22 protein-coding genes and 1 pseudogene are annotated in these 24,540 nt (G+C 39.0%); 13 read left to right on the forward strand and 10 right to left on the reverse strand.

Annotated features, from left to right (window positions below):
- Positions 1-181: 181 nt before the first annotated feature.
- Both INP94_RS01485 and INP94_RS01490 read left to right on the forward strand, forming a co-directional pair.
- Positions 182-1,021, forward strand: a complete 840-nt coding sequence (locus tag INP94_RS01485; RefSeq protein WP_197543807.1) for a hypothetical protein — start codon at positions 182-184, stop codon at positions 1,019-1,021.
- A 344-nt stretch (positions 1,022-1,365) separates the two neighbouring features.
- The gene (locus tag INP94_RS01490; RefSeq protein WP_197543808.1) at positions 1,366-2,301 is read left to right on the forward strand and encodes a glycosyltransferase family 2 protein; all 936 of its coding nucleotides are present in this window, start codon (positions 1,366-1,368) and stop codon (positions 2,299-2,301) included.
- A gap of 73 nt (positions 2,302-2,374) precedes the next feature.
- Here INP94_RS01490 and INP94_RS01495 read toward each other — a convergent pair whose 3' ends face one another.
- Positions 2,375-4,147 (reverse strand): DUF4153 domain-containing protein, encoded by a 1,773-nt coding sequence (locus INP94_RS01495; RefSeq protein WP_197543809.1) that lies wholly within the window; start codon positions 4,145-4,147, stop codon positions 2,375-2,377.
- Positions 4,148-4,432: 285 nt separating this feature from the next.
- Here INP94_RS01495 and eno point away from each other — a divergent pair, with 285 nt between their 5' ends.
- The 7 genes and pseudogenes from eno to INP94_RS01530 all read left to right on the forward strand — a co-directional run bounded on the left by eno (position 4,433) and on the right by INP94_RS01530 (position 10,608).
- Positions 4,433-5,743: a phosphopyruvate hydratase gene (gene eno / locus INP94_RS01500; RefSeq protein WP_197543810.1), complete on the forward strand. Its 1,311-nt coding sequence runs from the start codon at positions 4,433-4,435 to the stop codon at positions 5,741-5,743.
- A gap of 70 nt (positions 5,744-5,813) precedes the next feature.
- The gene (locus tag INP94_RS01505; protein ID WP_197543811.1) at positions 5,814-6,452 is read left to right on the forward strand and encodes an NUDIX hydrolase N-terminal domain-containing protein; all 639 of its coding nucleotides are present in this window, start codon (positions 5,814-5,816) and stop codon (positions 6,450-6,452) included.
- An 8-nt stretch (positions 6,453-6,460) separates the two neighbouring features.
- Positions 6,461-6,880 (forward strand): DUF2251 domain-containing protein, encoded by a 420-nt coding sequence (locus tag INP94_RS01510; protein WP_197543812.1) that lies wholly within the window; start codon positions 6,461-6,463, stop codon positions 6,878-6,880.
- Positions 6,881-6,888: 8 nt separating this feature from the next.
- Positions 6,889-7,596: an HAD-IA family hydrolase gene (locus INP94_RS01515; protein WP_197543813.1), complete on the forward strand. Its 708-nt coding sequence runs from the start codon at positions 6,889-6,891 to the stop codon at positions 7,594-7,596.
- 373 nt (positions 7,597-7,969) lie between these two features.
- A pseudogene (locus tag INP94_RS10915) lies at positions 7,970-8,230 on the forward strand (hypothetical protein); the annotation flags it as partial.
- Between the two features lie 2 nt (positions 8,231-8,232).
- Positions 8,233-9,414, forward strand: coding sequence for a glutathionylspermidine synthase family protein (locus tag INP94_RS01525; protein WP_177990789.1), 1,182 nt, complete (start codon positions 8,233-8,235; stop codon positions 9,412-9,414).
- Between the two features lie 48 nt (positions 9,415-9,462).
- A complete protein-coding gene (locus INP94_RS01530; protein ID WP_197543814.1) occupies positions 9,463-10,608 on the forward strand; it encodes an iron-containing alcohol dehydrogenase in 1,146 nt (381 codons plus the stop codon).
- A 156-nt stretch (positions 10,609-10,764) separates the two neighbouring features.
- Here INP94_RS01530 and rplA read toward each other — a convergent pair whose 3' ends face one another.
- The 8 genes from rplA to lysM form a co-directional block, all read right to left on the reverse strand.
- Positions 10,765-11,454, reverse strand: coding sequence for a 50S ribosomal protein L1 (rplA, locus tag INP94_RS01535; RefSeq protein WP_005695230.1), 690 nt, complete (start codon positions 11,452-11,454; stop codon positions 10,765-10,767).
- Positions 11,455-11,458: 4 nt separating this feature from the next.
- A complete protein-coding gene (gene rplK / locus INP94_RS01540) occupies positions 11,459-11,887 on the reverse strand; it encodes a 50S ribosomal protein L11 (protein ID WP_005695228.1) in 429 nt (142 codons plus the stop codon).
- A gap of 171 nt (positions 11,888-12,058) precedes the next feature.
- Positions 12,059-12,616: a transcription termination/antitermination protein NusG gene (gene nusG, locus INP94_RS01545; RefSeq protein WP_005695227.1), complete on the reverse strand. Its 558-nt coding sequence runs from the start codon at positions 12,614-12,616 to the stop codon at positions 12,059-12,061.
- Between the two features lies 1 nt (position 12,617).
- Positions 12,618-13,034 carry a preprotein translocase subunit SecE gene (gene secE / locus INP94_RS01550; RefSeq protein WP_005695226.1) on the reverse strand — a complete coding sequence of 139 codons (417 nt, stop codon included), beginning with the start codon at positions 13,032-13,034 and terminating at the stop codon, positions 12,618-12,620.
- Between the two features lie 121 nt (positions 13,035-13,155).
- A complete protein-coding gene (clpX, locus tag INP94_RS01555) occupies positions 13,156-14,394 on the reverse strand; it encodes an ATP-dependent protease ATP-binding subunit ClpX (protein ID WP_014064253.1) in 1,239 nt (412 codons plus the stop codon).
- Positions 14,395-14,403: 9 nt separating this feature from the next.
- Positions 14,404-14,985, reverse strand: a complete 582-nt coding sequence (gene clpP / locus INP94_RS01560) for an ATP-dependent Clp endopeptidase proteolytic subunit ClpP (RefSeq protein WP_005695224.1) — start codon at positions 14,983-14,985, stop codon at positions 14,404-14,406.
- Positions 14,986-15,130: 145 nt separating this feature from the next.
- A complete protein-coding gene (gene tig, locus INP94_RS01565; protein ID WP_197543815.1) occupies positions 15,131-16,429 on the reverse strand; it encodes a trigger factor in 1,299 nt (432 codons plus the stop codon).
- A gap of 213 nt (positions 16,430-16,642) precedes the next feature.
- Entirely contained in the window at positions 16,643-17,083 is a 441-nt protein-coding gene (gene lysM / locus INP94_RS01570) for a peptidoglycan-binding protein LysM (RefSeq protein ID WP_014064256.1), read from the reverse strand.
- Positions 17,084-17,260: 177 nt separating this feature from the next.
- Here lysM and ypfJ point away from each other — a divergent pair, with 177 nt between their 5' ends.
- The 4 genes from ypfJ (at position 17,261) to INP94_RS01590 (ending at position 21,524) form a co-directional block, all read left to right on the forward strand.
- Positions 17,261-18,097, forward strand: a complete 837-nt coding sequence (ypfJ, locus tag INP94_RS01575) for a KPN_02809 family neutral zinc metallopeptidase (protein WP_005699634.1) — start codon at positions 17,261-17,263, stop codon at positions 18,095-18,097.
- A gap of 120 nt (positions 18,098-18,217) precedes the next feature.
- On the forward strand, positions 18,218-19,228 hold the full coding sequence (locus tag INP94_RS01580) for an IS1595 family transposase (RefSeq protein WP_197543816.1): 1,011 nt from the start codon (positions 18,218-18,220) through the stop codon (positions 19,226-19,228).
- A gap of 169 nt (positions 19,229-19,397) precedes the next feature.
- Positions 19,398-20,402: an adenine-specific methyltransferase EcoRI family protein gene (locus tag INP94_RS01585; protein ID WP_197543817.1), complete on the forward strand. Its 1,005-nt coding sequence runs from the start codon at positions 19,398-19,400 to the stop codon at positions 20,400-20,402.
- 3 nt (positions 20,403-20,405) lie between these two features.
- Positions 20,406-21,524, forward strand: coding sequence for a GmrSD restriction endonuclease domain-containing protein (locus tag INP94_RS01590; RefSeq protein WP_197543818.1), 1,119 nt, complete (start codon positions 20,406-20,408; stop codon positions 21,522-21,524).
- A gap of 178 nt (positions 21,525-21,702) precedes the next feature.
- Here the strand turns inward: INP94_RS01590 and ileS are convergent, their stop codons facing one another.
- Complete coding sequence (gene ileS / locus INP94_RS01595; protein ID WP_197543819.1) at positions 21,703-24,528, reverse strand: isoleucine--tRNA ligase; 2,826 nt, start codon at positions 24,526-24,528, stop codon at positions 21,703-21,705.
- Positions 24,529-24,540: the final 12 nt, after the last annotated feature.

Consider the following 24,540-nt stretch of genomic DNA (forward strand, 5'->3'; position numbering starts at 1 on the left):
AAATACTTTCATCATTTTCTTACCCTATAAAAAAGCAAATTTATTTAACTACACTTCAAAAAACATTTGAATTAGTATAACATTTTAGTCAACTATTTATCTAACTTAAATAAGTGGTTACTTTTTAAATATATTTATAAAACATTCGTCAATTCAACTGCTTGTTATAAAAGGAATAACCATGCATAAATTTTTACTGACTGCCCTTCTCGCTAGCCTTTCTACCTCTGCTTTCGCACTTTTCCCTATTCAAACCGATTGGCAAGCGAATCACTTACAAGGCAAAGTGAAATCTGTTATTTCACATTCGGAAGATAATCCTGAATCGGCAGAAGGAGAGGTGGTCACGAACGATGTTCGTCAATTTTATAACGAACAAGGCTTTTTAATTAAAACTGAAGAGATTACCCAAGAATCTGAATATTCCGATAAAACGACGGCGAATTATCGATATGATCAAAACAATCGATTAGAAGAAATTCGTTTCGATATCTATAAAGAGACTCATGGAAGACTCTACCACTATCAAGAAAACCGCGATGGTTCGGGTATCATTTTAGAAATCACTTATGTAGGCAAAAAGCCGAAAAAACCGAATTTTCAAGAAGATTACATCAAAAGAGTTTACGACAAAGATGGCAAACTCATCTCTGAAGCTGTTTATTATGCAAAGATGATTGACGGCCATGCGAAAAAATTCCATTACAAGGACGATAAACTCATCAAAGCTTGTGACTTTGATGACAATGGAAAAGAAAGCAATTGCGAAACTTATCGTTATCTCGAAAATGGCAACTTTGTAAATAACACGTCTTTTAATAATGGACGAGCAGATTTTACTTATGACAAAAACCACAATGAATTAAAACGCGAAATTTTTGACCTACATGGGAAATTAGAAGAGACGCTCACAACACGTCATAAATTTGATCAACACGGTAATGTGATTGAAAGCATTATGTATGATGAAAAAGGTATATGGTTAAATAAAACCACAAAGAAATATGAATATTATCAATAACTGCCTTTGCTTTATGTTAATACGGGTTCCGACAATTTCTATTGCTTAGTTTGTCCAAAATCAGCAGCACCTCGCATAATAGAAATTGCAGATATATTAAATTTACCTATCAATCATTAAATTTCAGATAGGAAAACGTCCTAGCAGCAATAAAGAGCGGTCAGTTTTTGTTGCATTTTTGCAAAATATCTCAGTGATTAAATAGTGGAATTTGTAATGTGAGTGAAAAGTAGCAAAGCCCCGCTCTATAAAAATATTTTAGATAACTAACAAAGTTAAACTTCTGACTATCGCTGCGGCCGTAATTTAAATAGAATACGCTTTTATCTACACGGAAATGAAAAATGAAACTTGCTGTTATTTTACCCGCATACAATGCAGAAAATTTTATTGCTGAATGTTTAGAGTCATTATTGAATCAGACATTTAGTGATTTTTGTATTCTTGCGGTTAATGATGCTTCTACCGATAACACAGGTAACATTCTCGAAGATTATGCGGCGAAAGATACTCGCTTACGTGTTTACCATTTACCACAAAACCAAGGTGAGCCTGCTGTAATGCAATTTGCCATGGATATGTTTAACTATATGAATGTTGAATATGTTGCACGTATGGATGCCGATGATATTTGTGTACCACACCGTTTTGAAAAACAAGTTCAATATTTAGACGAGCATCCCGAAATTGATATTTTAGGAAGTAATGCTCTGCTCTTTAATGATGGGCAAACTGATAAAGCGACTAAAGTGAGTACACTTCCTCTTTTAGATAAAGATATAAAAGCACATTTTTCTTTAGCTCGAGACAATATCATTAATCCCTCTTCAATGTGGCGACATTCTAGTATCAAGGCGCTCGGGATTAATTATGCACAAACAGCCACTGCACCCGATTTTCATATGTGGGTACAATGCGCATTACACAAAAAGACATTTGCGAATTTACCAGAACCCTTGTTGCTTTATCGGATACATCAAGCCCAAGCGAGTAAAATACATGACAAAATTAGCGAGTCTGTTCAATACTCTATGGAGCTATGGATAAGTCATTTATTTCCAGAATTAACACCTAAAGAAGTCAGCCTATTAAGTCTTATACTGCACGGCAAAACCATTAAATTACGCACTGAAGAGTTTGAAATCGCCTTTTCGGCTTATGACAAAGTTCGTTCTAATAATGGAAACTCGCTATTTGGAGAAGATCGAGAAACCATGTTTAGTATTTTAGACAGACATACGCAAGCTTTAAAAAAGGTATTCTATAAACACATATCTTAATATTTAAAGCGGTCATTTTTAGCTAATTTTTACAAAAAACGCTGTGAAACATCACAGCGTTTTATATTTACGATTACTTATCAAAAATAGCTTTCGTATATATTCGACGATAGTAATAACCACTTTCTGGTCTAAATCCCATATAAAGCTCATTCAAATAAATCGTAAAGCTTGGTCTATCAATTTTTAATAAATCTTGGCTAAGCGATTTAAGCTCAGCGTTAGAGATTTTTTTCATCGGGTCTAGCTGATGTTCTTTAAATACTTTATGAATATGTTCATCCATATTCGTACAATATCTGTCATGATCTTCAACAAAGCAAACCTCTGGCTTCTCTTCGTGCTTATCCGCTTTTTCATCAGATTTCATATAAGTCTGACGCTCTGTACGATTAAATGCATAAATCGGTACACGAATCCATTTTTTATACGGCGTGACATCAATTGACTCCCATAGAAATTCTATTGTTATTTCTCGGTTGCTAATTGCTTGGCCATCGATGCGGATCTCATCACGATAAATATCGACTTTCAAAAGTTCTTTCGATTTTTCACCATATTGCTTCTGAAATACCTCTCGTCTTTCTTGATAAGCATCTTCTACAGAAGAGTCTAGCTCTATACTGTAAAGCAAATAGTCTGATACACTATCTAATTCTTTCCAATCCTTAAGCTCGCTTTTTGGCATATTTTCTAAACGTTCGTCAAAATCTACATCATTACGAATTTTGCCTGAACTATCGGATAAATTTAGTTTTGTTAATAACTGTTCAAAACGTTCCGTTTGGCTTTGGTAAGCGATTTCTTGTGTTTTCACCACCCAAGTCATGGCAAAAATTGCCACCATGACAACCCCAGAAATCAGCCGGTATTGACGTGCTTTTGGCACAATCAGTATCGCATAAGCAATCGTAATCGCCGTAGCCAAGGCCACTAAATAAATACGTTGTTCCGTCCAAGCATAAGCACTAATACGGCGATCAATCGCCAGCCATAGCAACACGATTGGCACAATAGCAAGATATGGATAGAACTTAAAGAAAGTTTCCCAGCGGGCTTTAGCACAAATAGAACGTAATGCATATACGCCTAAACCACCAAGCAGGTAAGGCAAGGTAATATTAGCCAGCATCCCTTTTGGTAATACGCCTTCAAAAATAATTTGAACAACATAAGCATAAAGCAACACAGTGAAAATCATCAATGCTGGTGCTAATACGAAATTAACTAAAATTTCAAAAATGCGATTTAACGTCATTTCCGATTTAGCTTGGCGTTGTTGGAACACTAAGAAAAACAGTGGCTGAGTAAAAATGCCTAAAGAAGTATAAAAATGACTGTAGAAACTATAAGAAAACTCGACATTAAAGAGTGTTGTAATCGTAAATAGAATAGCCGCGACTAATCCAAACACCAACAACCATACCGCCGTCGCTAAGCCAAGATGGAATAGATTGGTAAAATTACGGTAGGTAAACCCTTGATTATTTTTTTCAAATGGGAAGCCTAATAATACCAGTAACGCAATAAAATTTGCGCCCCAAAATTTTGGACTCGTGAGATAAAACTCTGCACTATCATTAGTCATGCCAATAATGGCCAGCGCCACCAATGGCACAATCCATGAAAAACGATACCAAGAATATGGGCGAGAGAGATAAACAAAGATAAACAACATTGGCTCAAATACCCAATAAGCCAAATGATCATTTCCTTGACGAGGCTCTAATTCCATAAACCAAATTCCAATTGCAAATGCACTAATTAGAAAAATTGCAATCGGATGTGCAGACACTGCATTTTTTATCTGCGCTTTAGTCTTTTCGAAAAATGTTGAAATAGACATAATCATTCCTTTTTTATTCTATAAAGTCTTAATTAACACTTAATAATTCATACTAAAACAGTATGGAATTTACTGGCACTTTAACGAACTTTTATGAATAAATCCACTAAAATTAGATAGATATTAGATAAAAATAGACAAAATCTCACCGCACTTGATTGAAAAATAAGATACAGATCAAAGTGCGGTCATTTTTCCAAGACAAATTTCTAAATTTGCTTTATTATATTGCCACTTTAGGTTCGCCTAACTAATTTTAATTAACTTTAAACAGAGGAAAACAAAATGGCAAAAATCGTTAAAGTCATTGGTCGTGAAATCATCGACTCTCGTGGTAACCCAACTGTAGAAGCTGAAGTTCATCTTGAAGGTGGTTTCGTTGGTTTAGCAGCGGCTCCATCAGGTGCATCTACCGGTTCTCGTGAAGCATTAGAATTACGTGACGGCGACAAATCTCGTTTCTTAGGTAAAGGTGTATTAAAAGCGGTTGCTGCAGTAAACGGTCCTATCGCTGATGCATTAGTAGGTAAAGAAGCGTCTAACCAAGCTGAAATCGACCAAATCATGATCGATTTAGACGGTACTGAAAACAAATCTAACTTCGGTGCAAACGCAATCTTAGCGGTATCTTTAGCAAACGCGAAAGCTGCAGCAGCATCTAAAGGTTTACCTCTTTACGCTTACATTGCAGAACTTAACGGCACCCCAGGCGTTTACTCTATGCCATTACCAATGATGAACATCATCAACGGTGGTGAGCACGCAGATAACAACGTTGATATCCAAGAATTCATGATTCAACCAGTTGGTGCGAAAACATTACGTGAAGCACTTCGTATCGGTGCTGAAGTATTCCACAACCTTGCGAAAGTATTAAAATCTAAAGGCATGAGCACGGCTGTAGGTGATGAAGGTGGTTTCGCACCTAACCTAGCATCTAACGCAGACGCTTTAGCATGTATCAAAGAAGCTGTTGAAAAAGCAGGTTATGTATTAGGTAAAGACGTTACTTTAGCAATGGACTGTGCATCTTCTGAGTTCTACAACAAAGAAACTGGCAAATACGAAATGAAAGGCGAAGGTCGTTCATTCACTTCTCAAGAGTTCACACACTATCTTGAAGAATTAACTAAACAATACCCAATCGTGTCTATCGAAGATGGTCAAGATGAATCTGACTGGGATGGTTTCGCATACCAAACTAAAGTGTTAGGCGACCGCATTCAATTAGTGGGTGACGACTTATTCGTCACTAATACCAAAATCTTAAAAGAAGGTATCGAAAAAGGTATCGCAAACTCTATCTTAATCAAATTCAACCAAATCGGTTCTTTAACTGAAACTTTAGCGGCAATTAAAATGGCTAAAGATGCAGGTTACACCGCTGTGATCTCTCACCGTTCAGGTGAAACCGAAGATGCGACTATCGCTGATTTAGCGGTTGGTACAGCAGCAGGTCAAATCAAAACTGGTTCTATGAGCCGTTCTGACCGTATTGCGAAATACAACCAATTAATCCGTATCGAAGAAGCATTAGAACGCGCTGGTACACCAGCTCCGTTCTTAGGTTTAAAAGCGGTTAAAGGTCAAGCATAATTTTTGCTTAATTTAATGTAAAATAGCACCGCACTTTGCACAAAAGTGCGGTGTTTTTTTAAGGTGTTTTATGAAGACACAATCTGATTCACTTCTTACTGAACCTTGGCTATCTTGGGCTATCGAAATCCAAAGCATTGCACAAAACGGGTTAACTTATTGCAAAAATATCTATGACATTGAACGCTATGAACGCTTGCGGGATTTGTCTGCTGAAATGCTTGCTTATAAAACAGCAATACCCAAAGAAACCGTCAAATCACTTTTCTGCAATGAGGCAGGTTATCAAACCCCTAAAATAGACTCACGCGCAGCTATTTTCAAAGATGATAAAATTTTATTAGTACAAGAAAATGATGGACTTTGGTCACTGCCTGGCGGCTGGATAGATGTGCTAGAAACCATTTATAGTAATACGATTAAAGAAGTACGCGAAGAAGCGGGGCTTAATGTTAAACCGACTTTCATTATTGCTATTCACGAACAACATAAACGAAATTTTCCGCCTTTTGCGCATCCTGTACTCAAAACCTTCGTCATGTGCGAACCATTAAGTGGTGAATTTCAACCAAATAGTGAAACAGTTCAATCTGCCTATTTTGCGTTGAGTGAACTGCCGCCAATGAATGAAGAAAAAAATACGCCCGCACAGGTTGAACTTTGCTTTCAGGCACACCATAGTAGTCACTGGACTACACAATTTGATTAGGAAATACCATGTTACATTTAACCCTCGAAGATCAACTCTTTCTCGGTCAACCAAAACAAGTCGGCACACACTCAACTGTGCATGATCATCTGGCTGTAATGTTTGAAGATGACGGTGAAACGGGCTATTTTTATGCGTTAGATATGCGTCAAAATGCACAACCTATTGTCGATTCCTTACACGTTTATAACGTCGATAATACACGCAATCACCATGAAGCACGTAAATTAGAAATCTGCTGGGATGAAAGCGGTTATTTAGCCTTATTGCTTATTAACGGCTATCCACATGCCGTATTTGATTTTGCTCATTTGATCGGCTATAACACCAATAAACATCCTCAGCCTGACTTAATGAGCATGTGGACACACGAAGAAATCACCAATGAACGTGCGACCGTATGGCTTGGTGTGAATACGATTAAATAGGATTAACTATGCGATTTTACCGCGGTCTTCAGCCTTTCAAGGTTATGAGTTTTGACCTTGATGACACCCTTTATGATAATAGTGATGTCATTCGTTTGGCCGAAGAGCATTTTCTTCAATGTGTGCAAGAACACGCACAACTGAGCGATCTTACCTCAGAATATTGGCGAGAATGGAAATGGCAACTGGCGGAGAAAGATTCCTTGATTGCTGAAGATGTGATCGCCTGGCGTGTCGAAACGTTACGGCACTTACTGGCGCATCATAGTAAAAGTACGGTTGAAATTGACCGCACTTTGGCCCTCGCTATGGAAGAATTTATTGAATGGCGACATAAAATTGATGTGCCCACTGAAAGCATTGAAGTATTAAACCAACTTAAAGATCGCTACCCGCTTAGCGTGATTACCAATGGTAATGTGATTGCAAAACGTATTGGGTTTGAACACTTTCAGCTGAGTTTACGTGGTGGAGAACAAGGCAGAGCGAAACCTCATCAAGATTTGTTCCACCAAACCGCCGACTATTTTGGCGTAACACCGAGTGAAATTTTACATATTGGTGATAACTTGACTACAGATGTTCAAGGCGCCATTCAAGCCGGCTGCCAAGCTGTATGGATTAATTTATCGGGCAAAAACCTCAATTCATTTACTGAAGCAAGCGTTTTGCCTACATTAGAAATCAATCATTTAACTGAATTATTAACACTTTAACTCTATGATGAAAAAGAAAAATCAAGTTCTCGTAAGCCTTTCCATTGTGGCTTTACTGGGCGGCTGCTCAGAAGAGCAAGTTCAACGAGATGTTTATAACAGCCTTGAGGATTGTTTAGCCGATTGGCAAAAAATTGAATTGTGCGAAGCTGACCAATCTAGTGAAAATAATAGCGGCACAACTGCACATGCTGGATCTGGCTCCTCTCTCTCGGGCAATTTAAATACACGTCCAAGCAATAATAGCGAATGGTCAGAAGACAATCAGACCGTCAAACAAACCTTAAATCCAGATGGAGCAACTCACTCTGGTAATTCAAGCAGCGCTGAGGGAACAAGCCACACGAGCTCTGCAACAGGAGAAGGACACGGCAGTATGGGCAGTGCGATTGCAGGTGCCGCAATGGGCTATATGATTGCGCGTACGATGGGATCATTTTTAGGACCTAGCTATAATCCAAGCAACCGTGCCGTTTCAACGCCAACGGGCCAAGTTATTCAACCGCAAACTAATCGTTCTGTTGGTAAACCTGTATTAGTAAAAGGCAATGCTGGTAGCACTTACAGCAAACCAGTTTCACGCGGTGGCTTTAAAAGCTCAAATTCAAGCAGTAACCGTAGCTCAGGCGGTTAAATATGAAACGAATCACAGGCTTTCCTACTCGCCCTAATATGGTGCAACAATTATTAGATGTGGGCTTTGATTACTATAATCTGCCTTCCTCTGATGGCTCCCATTATTGGTCGGACAATGTGGCGTATGAATTTACCCTAGCGGAAATCGATCGTATTGAAGACGCCACCAACGAATTGCACGCGATGTGTATGGACTTTGTTGCCGATGAAGTGAAACAAGGTGATTATGCCCATTATCGCTTCACCGATTTACAGAAAAATCTGATTGAACAAACATGGGCTAAAAACGTACCGCACTTATATGGTCGTTTTGATTTTGGTTATGACGGCGAAAACCTCAAAATGTTTGAATACAATGCCGACACGCCCACTTCCCTGCTTGAAGCTGCTGTGGTGCAATGGCAATGGTTAGAGCAAATTGAAGGCTTAGCGCATCGTGACCAATTTAATTGGATTCATGAAGAATTGCTCAATCGCTTTCAGTTTATTCAACAGCAAACAGGGCTAAACGATTTCCATTTTAGTGCTATGCAAGAAGCGGGCCGTGAAGATTGGGGCAATATCGATTACCTAGCGGATGTGGCTTACAACGCAGGTTGGCATATTCATCAGCTTGCCATTGAAGACGTGGGCTATGATAAAGACAGTCAGCAATTCCTCGATCTGAATAATCAACCTATTGATTGTTTATTTAAGCTCTATCCGCTTGAATGGATGACTACCACCGAATATGCACCACACATGCTTAATTCATCCACCACTTTTATTGAACCTGCGTGGAAATTACTATTAAGCAATAAAGTGCTGTTAGCGAAATTGTGGCAAAAACATCCAAATCATCCATTATTACTACCCGCTTACTTTAGCAAGCATGATATTACCGATCGTCAATCAATATGGGTGAAAAAACCAACGTTAGGTCGTGAGGGCGCCAATGTTTCTTACTATGAAAAACGTAATGGTCTAGAATTTGCTGCCAAAGGCAGCGAACATTCTGCTTTTTACGATCAAGCAGGCTATATCTATCAACAAAAATTTGAACTGCCAAATTTTGATGGTATGTATCCTATGATTGGTTCTTGGGTAGTGGGTGATGTGGCTTGTGGAATTGGATTAAGAGAAGATTTTACCCCTGTTACCGGCAATGATAGCCACTTTATTCCGCATTACTTTGTAGAATAAAAACAACGCAAAAACTGACCGCACTTAATAAATAATAAGGAGATAAATATGCATCCATTTAGTTTTCAAAACCCTACTCGCATTGAATTTGGTCTCGATAAAGAAAAAGAAATGGGTAAATATATGCACGAATACGGTGCAAAAAAGGCCTTAATTATCTATGGTAGTGAGCGTGTCAAACATTCCGGTTTATTTGAAGATGTGTCGAAAAGCTTGCGTGAGCATGGAATTGAATACATTGAATGTGGTGGGGTAAAAAGCAACCCGACAATCAGCAAAGTCCGAGAAGCCGTTGCAATGGCAAAAGCCTTTGGTGCAGACAGTGTGTTGAGTATCGGTGGTGGCTCTTGCCTTGATAGTGCGAAAGCAATCGCAGCTGGTGCGTGCTATGACGGTGATACTTGGGACTTCTTTAAAGGCACACCGGTGCAAAAAGCATTGATGATTTTTGATGTAATAACCCTTGCGGCAACAGGCAGTGAAATGAACTGGGGAGCCGTCATTACCAATGAAGAAACGCAGCAAAAATATTCAATTCACAGTAATCATTTATTCCCGAAAGTATCAGTCATTAATCCGAAATTGCAAGCGACCGTCAGTCGTGATTATTTAGTGTATTCTGCCGCGGATATTATTGCTCATTCTATTGAAGCCTATTTCACGGCAGAATATCGTCCTGAAATTATTGATTTCTTGGTAGAAAGCAATATCAAAACCGTTATCCGTACGACTGAAATCCTGCTCAATGATCCACAAGATCTCAATGCTCGTGGTGAATTTGCCTGGGCGGCTACACTTGCGTTGAACGGTTTAACCCATTTAGGTATCTCACCTTACAGTTTCCCAAATCATATGATTGAGCATTCTATGAGTGCGATTTCAGATGTGCCACATGGTGCTGGGCTTTCCGTAATTATGCCTGCGTGGATGCAATGGTATCAATCTCAAAGACCTGCTCAATTCAAACGCTTTGCTAAAGAAATATTTGGCTTAGATAATGCTGACGATGGTATTCAAGCCTTAAAAGCTTGGTTTGATAAAATCGGTACACCAACAAGTCTTGAACAACTTGGTATTGATGATGAAACCTTAGCTGAAATTATTGAAAATGTGGCTCAAACTGCAATCAGAGCGAAAGTGGAAAAAACGTATACCAAAGAAGCTATTGAAGCCATTTTCGCTTTAGCGAAGTAATCTCTCATAAAAAAGAGCGACCAAATTCACAAAACAATGGAATTTGACCGCTCTTTTTATATTCTCAATATTTCACTTTATTGAAAAGAACACAAAAAATAACCGCACTTTAGTTACCCAAAGTGCGGTTAATTTGAATTAAGTTTTAACGCTTAATTATAGTGAAGCTTGATCAACAGCCACACCAGCACCCATAGTTGTAGAGATGCTTACTTTCTTGATAAAGATACCTTTTGCAGTAGTTGGTTTTGCTTTGTTTAAAGCAGCCAATAATGCTTGAAGGTTTTCTTTTAATTGAACTTCAGAGAAGTTTGCTTTACCAATTGTTGTGTGGATGATACCGTTTTTATCGTTACGATAACGGATCTGACCAGATTTAGCATTTTTAACTGCTTCAGCAACGTTTGGTGTTACGGTACCAACTTTAGGGTTTGGCATTAAACCACGTGGGCCTAATACTTGACCTAATTGACCAACAACACGCATTGCATCAGGAGAAGCGATAACAACGTCAAAGTTCATTTCGCCTTTTTTGATTTGCTCTGCTAAATCTTCCATACCTACTAAATCAGCGCCAGCTTCTTTAGCTGCATCTGCGTTAGCACCTTGGGTGAACACAGCTACGCGTACTTCACGACCTGTACCGTGTGGTAATACAGTTGCACCACGAACGTTTTGGTCTGATTTACGAGGATCGATACCTAAGTTTACTGCAACGTCAACACTTTCAACGAATTTAGCTGTTGCGAATTGTTTTAATAACGCGATTGCTTCGTTGATTTCATATGCTTTAGTAGAATCTACGCCAGCTTTGATTGCTTTCATTTTTTTAGTCAATTTAGCCATCGTATTATTCCTCCACCACTAAGCCCATTGAGCGAGCAGTACCAGCAATTGATTTCATTTTAGTTTCGATAGTCGCGCCAGTCATATCTGCTGCTTTAGTTTCAGCGATTTGACGAACTTGATCTAAAGTTACTTTACCCACTTTATCTTTGTTCGGTTTACCAGAACCAGATTTGATACCTGCAGCTTTTTTCAATAATACTGCTGCTGGTGGAGTTTTAGTAATGAAAGTGAATGAACGGTCTGCATATACAGTGATAACAACTGGAATTGGTAAACCTTTTTCAATGCTCTCAGTACGAGCGTTGAATGCTTTACAGAATTCCATGATGTTCACACCTTGTTGACCTAATGCAGGACCAACTGGTGGTGATGGGTTTGCCATACCAGCTGCAACTTGCAACTTAACGTATGCTTGGACTTTTTTTGCCATTTTTTAGTTTCCTCTAAATGGGTGATAACGCCGAAATCGGCTCCCCTGTTAATGAAAGGCTATATTTTAATTAATCAGCCTCAAAATTTCAAGCAGAAAAACTACTCGAAAAACAACCGCACTTTATTTTTTAAGTGCGGTCATTAAATTTCTTATTTTGGAAAAGGGAAATTAACGTGTTTTTTCCACTTGACCAAATTCAAGCTCAACTGGTGTTGCACGACCGAAGATAGATACAGACACTTTTAAGCGGCCTTTTTCGTAATCCACTTCTTCAACCGTACCATTAAAGTCAGCAAATGGACCTTCTGTCACACGCACTTCTTCACCTGGTTGATATTCTTTACGATGACGTGGTTTTTCAGCACTTTGCTCTAAACGATTTAAAATTAAATCTGCTTCACGTTTAGAAATTGGTGCTGGCTTATCTGGAGTACCACCGATAAAGCCCATTACACGTGGTACACTTTTCACTAAGTGCCATGTGTCATCGTTCATTGCCATTTCAACTAACACATAGCCAGGGAAGAATTTACGTTCACTTTTACGACGTTTACCTGCTACGTTTTCAACGACTTCTTCAGTCGGCACTAACACTTCGCCAAACTGATCTTCCATTTGTTGTTGTTTGATATATTCACGCAATGTGATTGCAACACGACTCTCAAAGCCTGAGAATGCTTGCAATACATACCAACGTTTTTTGGATACGTTTTCAGTTTCGCTCATTTTAGAATCTCAAATCAGTTAAGAAGTTAATCAATGCAATGATAATTGAATCAATTGCCCAGAAGAATAAAGAAGTAAGCACCGTTACCGCAATAACGATTAAAGTTGTTTGACGTGTTTCTGCACGAGTTGGCCATACCACTTTACGACCTTCAACTTTTGCTTCGCTAAAGAATGTACGAGCTTTTGTACCTTGGTTGGTAATTGCAGCGAAACCAAAGGCAATTAATAAGGCGACAACTACGCCAACTACACGCACTGGTAAAGAAAAGGCTTCTTTAAAATAAACGTTACCAATTGCTGCGGCGGTAAAAAATGCCACAGAAAGAATCCAAAGAAGCGTGTTTAAGCCTTTTGATTTTCCTTCTACGACTTGTTCTTGGTCGTGTTTCTTTTTCTCAACAATTTCAGTTGCCATAATTGAATCCGTATAAAATAAGGGATAAATAATTTTTAGATTAATTTCAGAACGTGCGATTGTAGCATTTTCTTTCGGAATTGCCTATGAAAAATGTCAGAAAAAACAACCGCACTTTCTGTTAATTTTTATATTCGAGTTTTGGTGGTTTGTTATCAACGATGGTTTCTTCATCCACAATCACTTTTTGCAAGTTTTCGATTGAAGGTAAATCATACATCGTATCTAACAACACAGCCTCAACGATTGAGCGTAAACCACGCGCACCGGTTTTACGTTCAAGGGCTTTTTTCGCCATTGCTTTTAATGCTTCTGGGGTGAATTCAAGTTCCACGTCTTCTAAGCCAAATAATGCTTGATATTGTTTGGTCAGTGCATTTTTCGGTTGAGTAAGGATCTGAATCAACGCTTCTTCATCTAATTCGCTTAATGGCGCAATCATTGGAAGACGACCAATAAATTCTGGAATCAAACCAAATTTCATTAAATCATCTGGCTCAACTTGACGGAATAATTCAGAAAGATTTTCTTTGTCTTCTTCCTTCTCTACTTTAGCATCAAAGCCAATGCCGGTATCAGTTTGTGTACGCTTACCGATGATTTTATCTAAGCCGGCAAATGCTCCACCACAAATAAAGAGAATTTTCGAAGTATCCACTTTCAACATTTCTTGTTGAGGGTGTTTACGTCCACCTTGTGGAGGCACAGACGCAATAGTGCCTTCAATTAATTTTAATAAGGCTTGTTGCACACCTTCACCAGACACATCGCGAGTAATAGACGCGCCTTCTGATTTACGGCTGATTTTATCAATTTCATCAATATAGATAATGCCCTGCTCTGCTTTTTCCGTATCGTAATCGCAGTTTTGCAATAATTTTTGCAGAACATTTTCCACGTCTTCGCCCACATAACCGGCTTCGGTTAACGTCGTCGCATCAGCCATAGCAAAAGGTACATTTAAACGACGCGCTAAGGTTTGTGCTAATAAGGTTTTACCGCTACCTGTTGGACCAATTAACAAAATGTTACTTTTACCTAATTCCACATCATTGCTTTGGTGGTTCGTGCGTAAGCGTTTATAGTGATTGTAAACCGCCACTGACAAGACTTTTTTCGCATAATCTTGCCCAATCACATAATCATCTAAGTGAGCACGAATTTCGTGCGGTGTCGGTAATTTTTCTTCAACTGCCAGTTCGCTAGGTGTTTCGATTTCTCCACTGTCTTCCAACATACTGTGGCAAAGCTCGATACACTCGTTACAAATATAACCATCTGTACCCGCAATTAACTTACCTACTTCACTTTTCTCTCTTCCGCAGAAAGAACAGTGAAGATCGTTATCATTTGTTGTCATGTTAAATCCTTAACGTTTAATTAACACATCGTCCACTAAACCGTAAGCTTTTGCTTCTTCCGCCGACATAAAGTTATCACGATCGGTGTCTTTTTCGATACGTTCAATGCTTTGACCTGTATGGAAAGCAAGACGCTCGTTTAAGGTTTGTTTAATTTTTAAAATTTCTTGTGCGTGGATCTGAATATCGGATGCTTGTCCACGGAAACCACCTAACGGTTGGTGAATCATTACGCGTGCATTCGGTAATGCAGCACGTTTTCCTGCTGTACCACCCGCAAGTAAAAATGCGCCCATTGAGCAAGCTTGACCAATACAAAGGGTACGCACATCCGGTTTAATAAATTGCATGGTATCGTAAATTGCCATACCCGCAGTTACCGAACCACCCGGTGAGTTAATATAAATATTGATATCTTTTTTCGGATCTTCTGATTCTAAGAAAAGTAGCTGTGCCACGATCAAATTTGCCATACGATCTTCTACTTCACCACTCAAGAAGATCACACGCTCTTTTAATAGGCGGGAATAAATGTCGTACGAACGTTCACCACGAGAGGTTTGTTCGACAACCATAGGAATTACACTCATTTTTGCCCCTAAATATGTGCTAAAAAATCGGGCAATATTCTACCCGAAAATCAGTAAAAACAAAAATGCGGTCGCTTTTCATTGAAAAAAACAACCGCACTTTTCGATGATATACCTGTGAATTTAATTCACGTTCTATCAATTATTATGCTTGTGGATTCATGATCTCATCAAATGAAGACGCTTTTTCAGTCACTTGAGCTTTAGCAAGAACGGCATCAACTGCTTGTTCTTCTAATACTACGTTGCGAATGTTGTTCATTAACTCTTCATTTTTGCTGTAATATTCAACTACTTCAGCTGGTTGTTCGTAAGCAGAAGCGATATCCGCAATCATTACTTTCGCACGTTCTTCATCCGCTTTCAATTCGTTTGATTTGATCACTTCAGAGAATAATAAACCGACTTGAACACGACGTTTTGCATCCGCTTCAAATAATTCACGTGGTAATTGTGCCGCTTGTTGTGCATTGCCACCGAAACGTTGTGCAGCTTGGTTACGTAATACATTGATTTCTTCTTCTACTGCAGAAGCTGGAACATCAATTGGGTTTTGTTCGATTAAACCGTTGATTACTTGTTGTTTAACACGTGAAACTAATGCGTTTTTCAATTCACGTTCCATGTTTTTACGGATTTCTGCACGTAAATCTGCCACCGTTTTGGTGTTTGGACCAAATTTAGCAACGAATTCATCAGTTAATTCTGGTAATTCCATTTCTTCTACTTTTTTCAAGGTGATCGCAAATTTTGCATCTTTACCTTTTAAGTTTTCAGAATGGTATTCCGCTGGGAAAGTCACATTGATATCGAATTGTTCGCCTGCTTTGTGACCTACGATGCCCTCTTCAAAACCAGGGATCATACGACCTTGGCCCATGAATAGAACGAAATCAGTTGCTTTACCACCTTCGAACTCTTCGCCATCAACATAACCAACGAAGTCGATTGTTACGCGAGAATCTGCTTTCGCTGCGGCTTTGCTTTCAACCCAAGTGGCTTGTTGTTTACGTAATACCTCAATCATTTTATCGATATCAGCTTCAGTGATTTCAACAGTTGGTTTCTCAACTTTGATATTTTCTAAGCCTTTTAATTCAACTTCTGGGTATACTTCAAAAGTTGCTGTGAATGATAAATCTTTACCTGGTTCAAACGTTTCGATAGCGAAAGTTGGACGACCTGCGATGTTGATTTTCTCAGCGATGACTGCGTCAAAGAAATGACGTGGTAATAGATCGTTTAATACATCTTGACGGATTGATGCGCCAAAACGTTGTTCAATGATGTGAGCTGGCACGTGACCTTTACGGAAACCATCAACACGTACATTTTTTGCTGCACGTTTGAATTCTTCACGAGTTGCTTTTTCTACAGCTTCAGCTGGAACGGTGATCGTCACACGACGCTCTAAACCTTGAGTTGTTTCAATATTTAATGACATTTGTAACCTCAATTAATGTTGCACTCGGTAAAAACCACACCGAACACGTTATTGTTTGTAAAAGTAAAAAACCGCCAAATTATAGCGAAAGAAAATCAAACAGTCGATAGAAACCGGAAAATTCAATAGAAAACCAGCTAAAATTGCACAATTTATCAACAATTTTTGATAAAGAAAAAAGTGCGGTCAAAAATAAGCGCACTTTTTATCGAATTATAAACCTTTCGGTAAACGAATTTTTTGACCTGGGAAAATCTTATCCGCGTCTTTAATCACTTCTTTGTTTGCTTCAACGATAGCTGTATATTTCGCGCCATTTCCGTAAGCTTTCTCAGCAATTTTCCACAAGGTGTCACCTTTTTGGATTACATAGAATGTTTCATCACTGCCTAAGGTTTCACCGTTATTGATGCTTGCATCGCTTGTTACTGAGTGAATACCTTGAATGTTACCCGCCATTAATACTGCTTTTTCTAATGCCGCTGCAGTTGATGCTACACCTTGGATATTTGCTACACCATTTTCAACGGTAACAGATAAGTTTTCTACGCCTGGATTGTCTTCTGCGATGTGTTGAGTCACTGCTTTAGATGCATCTTCTTCTTTAGAGAAAACTTTCTTACCAATGTCACTGACAAAATCAAATAAACCCATTTTAAAGTTCCTTTTGTATGTTTGTTTAAGGGAGTATTACGATACTGAAATTCCCTTAAGAAGTCTATAAATCAGAGTGTAAAGCTATGTAAATATTCCAAGAAAACTGATCTAAAATTGACCGCACTTTGATAGAATACGCCGATTTTTAATTTACTCACACAAAAAGGACAAATTATGCGTTGGGAAGGTCGTAGAGAAAGCTCAAATATTGAAGATAGACGTGGCTCTGGCGGCGGTAACTTCGGTGGCGGAAAAGGCACTGGTGTGCTCGGTATTATCATTCTTTTAGTCGGCGCTTATTATGGCGTGGATCTTTCAGGCTTAGTGGGTACGCCTGATTTTTCAGGACAAAGCTCTCAACAGTTAGAAACTCAAGAAGAACAACAACTTGCGAGTCTTTCTAAAGTTGTATTAGCAGACACTGAAACCGTTTGGGGACAATATTTCAGACAAATGGGTAAAACCTATAGTGAACCAACCATGGTGCTTTACAATGGTGTAACGCCAACCGCTTGTGGTACGGGTCAATCTGCAATGGGTCCATTCTACTGCCCGAGCGATCGCAAAGTTTACCTTGATTTATCGTTCTATAATGAAATGAAAAATAAACTGGGTGCAGCAGGTGATTCTGCCTTTGCTTATGTGATTGCGCACGAAGTTGGTCACCACGTACAAAATATGCTTGGAATTCTGCCGCAAGTGAATCGCGCACAACAAAGCAGCGATCGCAAAACGGCAAATCAACTTTCCGTTCAATTAGAACTTCAAGCTGACTGCTTCGCTGGTGTTTGGGCGAGCCAAGCGGTAAAAAGTGGTTTATTTGAACGCGGTGATGAAGAAAAAGCGTTTAATGCAGCAGAAGCTGTGGGCGATGACCGTTTACAAAAACGCAGCCAAGGTTATGTGGTACCGGATAGTTTCACTCACGGTACATCTGCACAGCGTCTAGAATGGTTCAGAAAAGGCTTACAAAGCGCCAACCCTTCTGTATGTAATACTTTTAACCAATAAAATCTTTAAGGCTGATTCATATCAGCCTTTTTATTTGGCTGCGTTTTAATGATGTGTTGATCTTTGCGCTATTTTTTGATAAAATTTCTTGTAGGTAATTGAACTAAAAGGAATTTTATCATGTCGGGCGTAACAAAAGAGTTAGACATTTTAAAACAACTTTTTGAGAATTTATCCGACACGGATAAACAGGCTTTTTTGACTTCTGTTAGCCAAAAAGAACAGATTAAAAAAGTAATTGAGCCAAGAAAAATTACGAATTGCCCACATTGCCAATCTACGCATTTTGTTAAAAATGGTACGAAATGCGACAACCAACGCTATTTGTGTCGTGATTGCAAAAAATCTTTTGTTGAGCAAACAGGCACTATTCTCTATAACACCCAAAAAGATATTGAAGTTTGGGAAAAATACATTCATTGTATGATTGAAAAATACCCACTTCGCAAATGTGCTGAAATTTGTGAAATCAATATTGCGACTGCTTTTACTTGGCGACACAAAATTTTAGACGCACTTCAAAAAATGATGAATGAAGTTGAGTTAGATGGCATTGTGCAAGCTGATGAAACTTATTCAACCATTTCTTACAAAGGACATCACAAAAATTTTAACTTGCCACGTCCTGCTCACAAACGAGGAACGAGAGCAACAAAACGTGGCATTTCCAAAGAACAAGTTTGTGTTCCTTGTGGTATCAATTTAGATGGTAAATCTGTTGCTAGAATTAGTAATTTAGGTAAACCATCTCTAAAAGATTTGCAAAAAGTGCTTAATGGCAAAGTTGCCAAAGATTCTGTATTCGTTACCGATTCATTAAGACCGTATCAAAAATTATCGCTAGATATGAATTTAAGCCATATCCGTATTCCACGCGGCAAACGTGCAGTCGGTACATTCAATATTCAAACCATTAACAGCTATCATAGCCGATTGAAAAATATGATTGTTCATCGGTTTAAAGGTGTGGCAACCAAATACTTAAACAACTATTTGGCTTATCACAACTTTGTGAATTTTGCCAAAGATACATTGGCAAACAAAGAAGCGGTTTTGCTAGATTTTATTCGCAAAACCATGTGTTCAGTACGGTCAGCAGATGTTGCTAAACGTCCTGCCATTCCTGTGTAAATTAACTTGACTTTCAAAATTAAGGTGTAATCATGTCCCTACAAGCCTACAAGCCTACAAGCCTACAAGCCTACAAGCCTACAAGCCTACAAGCCTACAAGCCTACAAGCCTACAAGCCTAGTTTAATCTTGTCTTTTCAAACTTCCAACACTTTTTTGGAGGTTTGAAATGTCTAAAAATACTTCTGCTAAAAACAGCAATCTTCACGCAGCAAAACGCGGTAAAAATGATGAGTTTTACACGCAACTTTCTGATATTGAGCGCGAACTGCAACACTACACCGCGCATTTCAAAGACAAAGTGGTTTATTGCAACTGCGATGACCCACGAATAAGCAATTTCTTTCATTATTTTTCTTACAATTTTGAACGCTTAGGGCTAAAAAAACTGATTGCCACTTGCTACAAAAACCAACATTCCGATTTATTTAGCAAAAACGACAGTGAGCAAGCCGTTTATTTGATTTACGAGGGCGACAAAGACGGCAACCGTGTACCGTCCCCTGATGAAATTGAGGTGAACCCCTTACAAGGCGATGGCGATTTTCGTAGTGCGGAATGTATTGAATTGTTGAAACAAGCGGATATTGTGGTAACCAATCCTCCGTTTTCGCTGTTTCGGGAATATGTGGCGCAGTTGGTTGAGCATGAAAAGAAATTCATCATTATTGGTAATAAAAACGCGATTACCTATAAAGAAATTTTCCCTTTAATCAAAGATAACAAAATGTGGGTAGGTGTTACACCAATGGGAACGGATATGCTGTTTGATTTAACGCCTGAATATGCACAAAAAATTGTTGCAGAGAAGAAATCAGGCAGCAGCTATCGCATGGTTGATGGTGTACCAAAAGGCAGAGCGCAAGCGTGTTGGTTTACCAATTTGGAACACAAAAAGCGCCATGAAGAATTGATTTTATGGAAAACCTATACACCCGAAGAATATCCACATTACGATAATTACAACGGGGTTAATGTTGATAAAGTTGCTAATATTCCGATTGATTATGACGGCGCAATGGGCGTACCGATTACATTTTTGGATAAATACAATCCTGAACAATTTGAGATTGTGAAATTTAGAAAAGGCGATGATGACAAAGATTTGTCAGTTAATGGCGAATGTCCATTTTTCAGAATGGTTATTAAACACAAAAATCCCCAAAAAGGCTAAATCATGAAAATTGAATTAAAAGAAATTTCTATCCGCGAACTCACGCAAGATTATCAAGATAATGACGAAAATGGCGTATTTGGTTTTTCAGGCTGCCTGAATATTCGTCCGCCGTACCAGCGCGAATTTGTCTATAAAGACAAACAGCGAGATGAGGTAATTCGCACAATTATGAAAGGTTTTCCACTTAATGTTATGTATTGGGCGGTGGGCGAAAATGGCAAGTTTGAATTGATTGATGGGCAACAACGCACTATTTCTATTTGCCAATTTAGCCAAAGCATTTTTTCGGTAGAGTTTGAAAAAGGCAAGTTGCTTAACTTTACTAATTTAACTGATGACCAACAAAATAAGTTTTTGGATTACAAATTACAGATTTATCAATGTACTGGGGCGAATAGCGAAAAATTGGATTGGTTTGAAACCATCAATATCGCTGGCGAAAAACTAACCAACCAAGAATTGAAAAATGCAATTTATTCAGGTTCGTGGGTTTCAGCAGCAAAAAAATATTTTAGTAAGCCCAAGTGCGTGGTTCAACAACAATTTGGCGATTATTTGAAAGGCACAGCAGAACGCCAAGAGTTTTTGGAAACGGCGATTTCGTGGATTGCAGCGCGTGAAGATAAAACGATTGAGCAATACATGAGCGACCATCAAAAAGATGAAAGTGCAAGCGAATTGTATCAATACTTTCAAGAAGTTTTTGCGTGGGTAAAACGAATTTTCAGTAATCACAGCAAAGAACGTGTGAAACTAATGAAAGGGCAAGAATGGGGCATTTGGTATAACAAATACAAGGATAAACCATTTAATGCTGAAGAATTGGAACGAAAAATTATTGATTTGATTGACAATGATGAAGTGCAGAAAAAGAGTGGTATTTATCATTATCTATTGTCAGGTCAAGAAAAGCATTTGAATTTACGCGCATTTAGCGACAAAGATAAACAGAAAATGTACCAAAAACAAAATGGTGTATGTCCGCATTGCCAACAAAAATTTGAATTGTCGCAAATGGACGCAGACCATATTGTGCCGTGGTCGCAAGGTGGTAAAACCATATTAGAGAACGGACAAATGCTGTGTAAGCCATGCAATCAAACCAAATCTAATAAGTAGTTCAACATACTGCCATAAACTCATTTGGAACAAATAAAAAGTAGAAAGCCACCCATAATGGCTTTCTACTTAAAATATAATCAACACATCGTTAAAACACAGCCTTTTATTTCTGTTCATTTCAGCATAAAAAAAGAGCGGTCAATTTTGACCGCTCTTTTGCTTCATGATGTTAAGCTTACGCAAAATGACGGACTTCACCATTCCCCGCTACGTTTTCCACACAACGCGGACAAAGTGTAGGATGTTCAGGGTTCACGCCGATTTTGTCAGAATAATGCCAGCAACGTGGGCATTTTTCACCGTTAGAACGTGCAACGCTTACCGCAATGCCCTCTAACTCACTTGCAGCCACATCTGCTGGTTTGTCAGCTAATGGTTTCACTTCCGCTTTTGAGGTAATTAACACGAAACGTAATTCATTGCCTAATTGTTCTAACAATGCTCGATATTCATCGTTAGCATAAACCGTTACTTCTGCTTCTAAACCACCACCGATCACTTTGTCGTTACGGGCGATTTCTAATACACGGTTCACTTCAGAACGAACTTTAATCAGTTGTTGCCAGTAAGCATCATCTAATTTTTCATTCTCACCTAAACCAAATAAGCCTTCGTAGAATTCTTCAGTGAAGACGAATTCAGCACGTGGCGTCGCTGTTTGTGGCAAGTAGCCCCAAATTTCATCTGCCGTGAATGACAAGATTGGTGCCATCCAACGAACCAATGCTTCTGCAATGTGCCATAACGCTGTTTGGCAACTACGACGCGCAAGACTGTCTGCTTTGGTGGTGTATTGACGGTCTTTGATAATATCAAGGTAGAATGAGCCCATTTCCACAGAACAGAAACGCATTAAACGTTGTACCACAGTGTGGAATTGATAGTTATCGTACGCGTCTTTAATTTCTTTTTGTGCATCTAACGCACAAGCTACCGCCCAACGATCCAAGCTAATCATGTCTTCCGGTTTAACCGCATCACGTTGCGGATCAAAACCATTTAAGTTCGCTAATAAGAAACGTGCGGTGTTACGAATACGACGATAGCTATCCGCTGCTCGTTTTAAGATCTCATCAGAAACGGTCATTTCACCGGTATAGTCGGTAGAAGCGACCCATAAACGTAAAATATCACCACCGAATTTATCCATGACTTCTTGTGGGGTCACGATGTTACCGATAGATTTTGACATCTTACGGCCTTGACCATCTACAGTGAAACCATGGGTTAACACTTGTTTGTATGGTGCTTTATTATCTGTTGCAGTAGAAAGCATTAAAGAAGACATAAACCAACCACGGTGTTGGTCAGAACCTTCTAAATACATATCGATATCTTGACCATTAAATTCTGGACGATTCGCCACAACAGAAGAATAGGTTGATCCTGAGTCAAACCACACGTCAAGGGTATCAGGCACTTTGCGATAGGTTTCTGCATCAGCCCCTAATAATTCTTTTTCGTCTAAATCCCACCATGCTTGAATACCGGCTTTCTCTACACGTTTCGCTACTTCTTCAAGTAACTCTAAGGTACGCGGATGAAGTTCTTCGGTTTCTTTGTGCACGAATAAGGTCATCGGTACTCCCCAAGTACGTTGACGGGAAATACACCAGTCTGGGCGGTTTTCAACCATTTTCTCGATACGTGCTTGACCCCAATCTGGAATCCAACGTACACCTTTGATTTCGCCTAGTGCTTGTTGGCGTAAACCTTGTGTTTCCATACCGATAAACCATTGTGGGGTTGCACGGAAAATAATCGGGGTTTTGTGACGCCAACAGTGTGGGTAGCTGTGTTTAATTTTCTCAACTTTTAATAAGTTGCCCACTTCTTGTAATTTTTCAACAACCAATGGATTGGCTTCAAATACGCCTTTGCCCGCAAAGAATTCAGTCGTTGAAATAAATTTACCATCATTAGATACAAGACCCGCCATTGGTAAATTATATTTTTGTCCTACAATAAAGTCGTCTAAACCGTGATCCGGCGCGGTATGAACTAAACCCGTACCACCATCTGTGGTGACGTGATCGCCTAAAATCATCGGCACAGAGAAATCATAGAATGGGTGGTTAAAGCGTACTAACTCAAGCGCTTGACCTTTTACTGACCCTAAAATTTCAACCTGTTCTACACCCACCGCTTTCGCCACGGATTCCACTAATTCAGCAGCTAAAATCACACGCTCATCGCCAAGTTGTACTAAGTTGTATTCTAAGTCTGCATTTACCGCAATCGCACGGTTAGATGGCATTGTCCAAGGTGTAGTTGTCCAAATCACCGCAGATAATTTGCCATGACCTTTGCCTACTGCATTAAATTTCTCTTCAATTTCAACCGCACTTACAGCAGGGAAACGCACATAAATAGACGGAGAAACTTTGTCTTCGTATTCCACTTCTGCTTCCGCTAAAGAAGAGCCGCAATCCAAACACCAGTGCACCGGTTTTGAACCTTTGTATAAGTGGCCATTCGCAATCACTTTACCAAGTGTACGGATGATGTTTGCTTCGGTGTTGAAGTTCATCGTTAAATAAGGATTATCCCAATCGCCCAACACACCTAAACGGATAAAATCTTTTTTCTGACCTTCTACTTGTTCTGCGGCGTATTCACGGCATTTTTGGCGGAATTCAGCAGCGGTCACTTTCTCGTTTGGTTTACCCACCAAACCTTCTACTTTTAATTCAATTGGCAAGCCATGACAGTCCCAACCCGGAACATAAGGCGAATCAAAACCTAACGCCGTTTTAGATTTAATAATAATATCTTTCAGAATTTTATTCACGGCATGACCGATATGGATGTTACCGTTCGCATATGGAGGGCCATCATGCAAAATAAAGGATTTTTTACCTTTCGTCGCTTGACGGATTTTTTGATATAACTGTTTGTCATACCAATTTTTTAACATCACAGGTTCGCGTTTGGCTAAATCGCCACGCATAGGGAAACCTGTTTCAGGTAAATTTAACGTGTTTTTGTAATCAACTGTCATGTTATTTTCCAA

The sequence above is a fragment of the Haemophilus parainfluenzae genome, assembly GCF_014931395.1.
Classification (GTDB): Bacteria; Pseudomonadota; Gammaproteobacteria; order Enterobacterales; family Pasteurellaceae; genus Haemophilus_D.

What these genes read in the sequence shown, in the direction of transcription:
- INP94_RS01495 (WP_197543809.1), bottom strand. Translation starts at nt 4,147, where the DNA reads ATGTCTATTTCAACATTTTTCGAAAAGACTAAAGCGCAGATAAAAAAT.
- rplK (WP_005695228.1), bottom strand. Translation starts at nt 11,887, where the DNA reads ATGGCAAAAAAAGTCCAAGCATACGTTAAGTTGCAAGTTGCAGCTGGT.
- secE (WP_005695226.1), bottom strand. Translation starts at nt 13,034, where the DNA reads ATGGCAACTGAAATTGTTGAGAAAAAGAAACACGACCAAGAACAAGTC.
- INP94_RS01505 (WP_197543811.1), top strand. Translation starts at nt 5,814, where the DNA reads ATGAAGACACAATCTGATTCACTTCTTACTGAACCTTGGCTATCTTGG.
- rplA (WP_005695230.1), bottom strand. Translation starts at nt 11,454, where the DNA reads ATGGCTAAATTGACTAAAAAAATGAAAGCAATCAAAGCTGGCGTAGAT.
- nusG (WP_005695227.1), bottom strand. Translation starts at nt 12,616, where the DNA reads ATGAGCGAAACTGAAAACGTATCCAAAAAACGTTGGTATGTATTGCAA.
- ileS (WP_197543819.1), bottom strand. Translation starts at nt 24,528, where the DNA reads ATGACAGTTGATTACAAAAACACGTTAAATTTACCTGAAACAGGTTTC.
- INP94_RS01580 (WP_197543816.1), top strand. Translation starts at nt 18,218, where the DNA reads ATGTCGGGCGTAACAAAAGAGTTAGACATTTTAAAACAACTTTTTGAG.
- clpX (WP_014064253.1), bottom strand. Translation starts at nt 14,394, where the DNA reads ATGACAACAAATGATAACGATCTTCACTGTTCTTTCTGCGGAAGAGAG.
- INP94_RS01485 (WP_197543807.1), top strand. Translation starts at nt 182, where the DNA reads ATGCATAAATTTTTACTGACTGCCCTTCTCGCTAGCCTTTCTACCTCT.
- lysM (WP_014064256.1), bottom strand. Translation starts at nt 17,083, where the DNA reads ATGGGTTTATTTGATTTTGTCAGTGACATTGGTAAGAAAGTTTTCTCT.
- INP94_RS01525 (WP_177990789.1), top strand. Translation starts at nt 8,233, where the DNA reads ATGAAACGAATCACAGGCTTTCCTACTCGCCCTAATATGGTGCAACAA.
- INP94_RS01490 (WP_197543808.1), top strand. Translation starts at nt 1,366, where the DNA reads ATGAAACTTGCTGTTATTTTACCCGCATACAATGCAGAAAATTTTATT.
- INP94_RS01515 (WP_197543813.1), top strand. Translation starts at nt 6,889, where the DNA reads ATGCGATTTTACCGCGGTCTTCAGCCTTTCAAGGTTATGAGTTTTGAC.
- ypfJ (WP_005699634.1), top strand. Translation starts at nt 17,261, where the DNA reads ATGCGTTGGGAAGGTCGTAGAGAAAGCTCAAATATTGAAGATAGACGT.
- INP94_RS01510 (WP_197543812.1), top strand. Translation starts at nt 6,461, where the DNA reads ATGTTACATTTAACCCTCGAAGATCAACTCTTTCTCGGTCAACCAAAA.
- eno (WP_197543810.1), top strand. Translation starts at nt 4,433, where the DNA reads ATGGCAAAAATCGTTAAAGTCATTGGTCGTGAAATCATCGACTCTCGT.
- INP94_RS01530 (WP_197543814.1), top strand. Translation starts at nt 9,463, where the DNA reads ATGCATCCATTTAGTTTTCAAAACCCTACTCGCATTGAATTTGGTCTC.
- INP94_RS01585 (WP_197543817.1), top strand. Translation starts at nt 19,398, where the DNA reads ATGTCTAAAAATACTTCTGCTAAAAACAGCAATCTTCACGCAGCAAAA.
- tig (WP_197543815.1), bottom strand. Translation starts at nt 16,429, where the DNA reads ATGTCATTAAATATTGAAACAACTCAAGGTTTAGAGCGTCGTGTGACG.
- INP94_RS01590 (WP_197543818.1), top strand. Translation starts at nt 20,406, where the DNA reads ATGAAAATTGAATTAAAAGAAATTTCTATCCGCGAACTCACGCAAGAT.
- clpP (WP_005695224.1), bottom strand. Translation starts at nt 14,985, where the DNA reads ATGAGTGTAATTCCTATGGTTGTCGAACAAACCTCTCGTGGTGAACGT.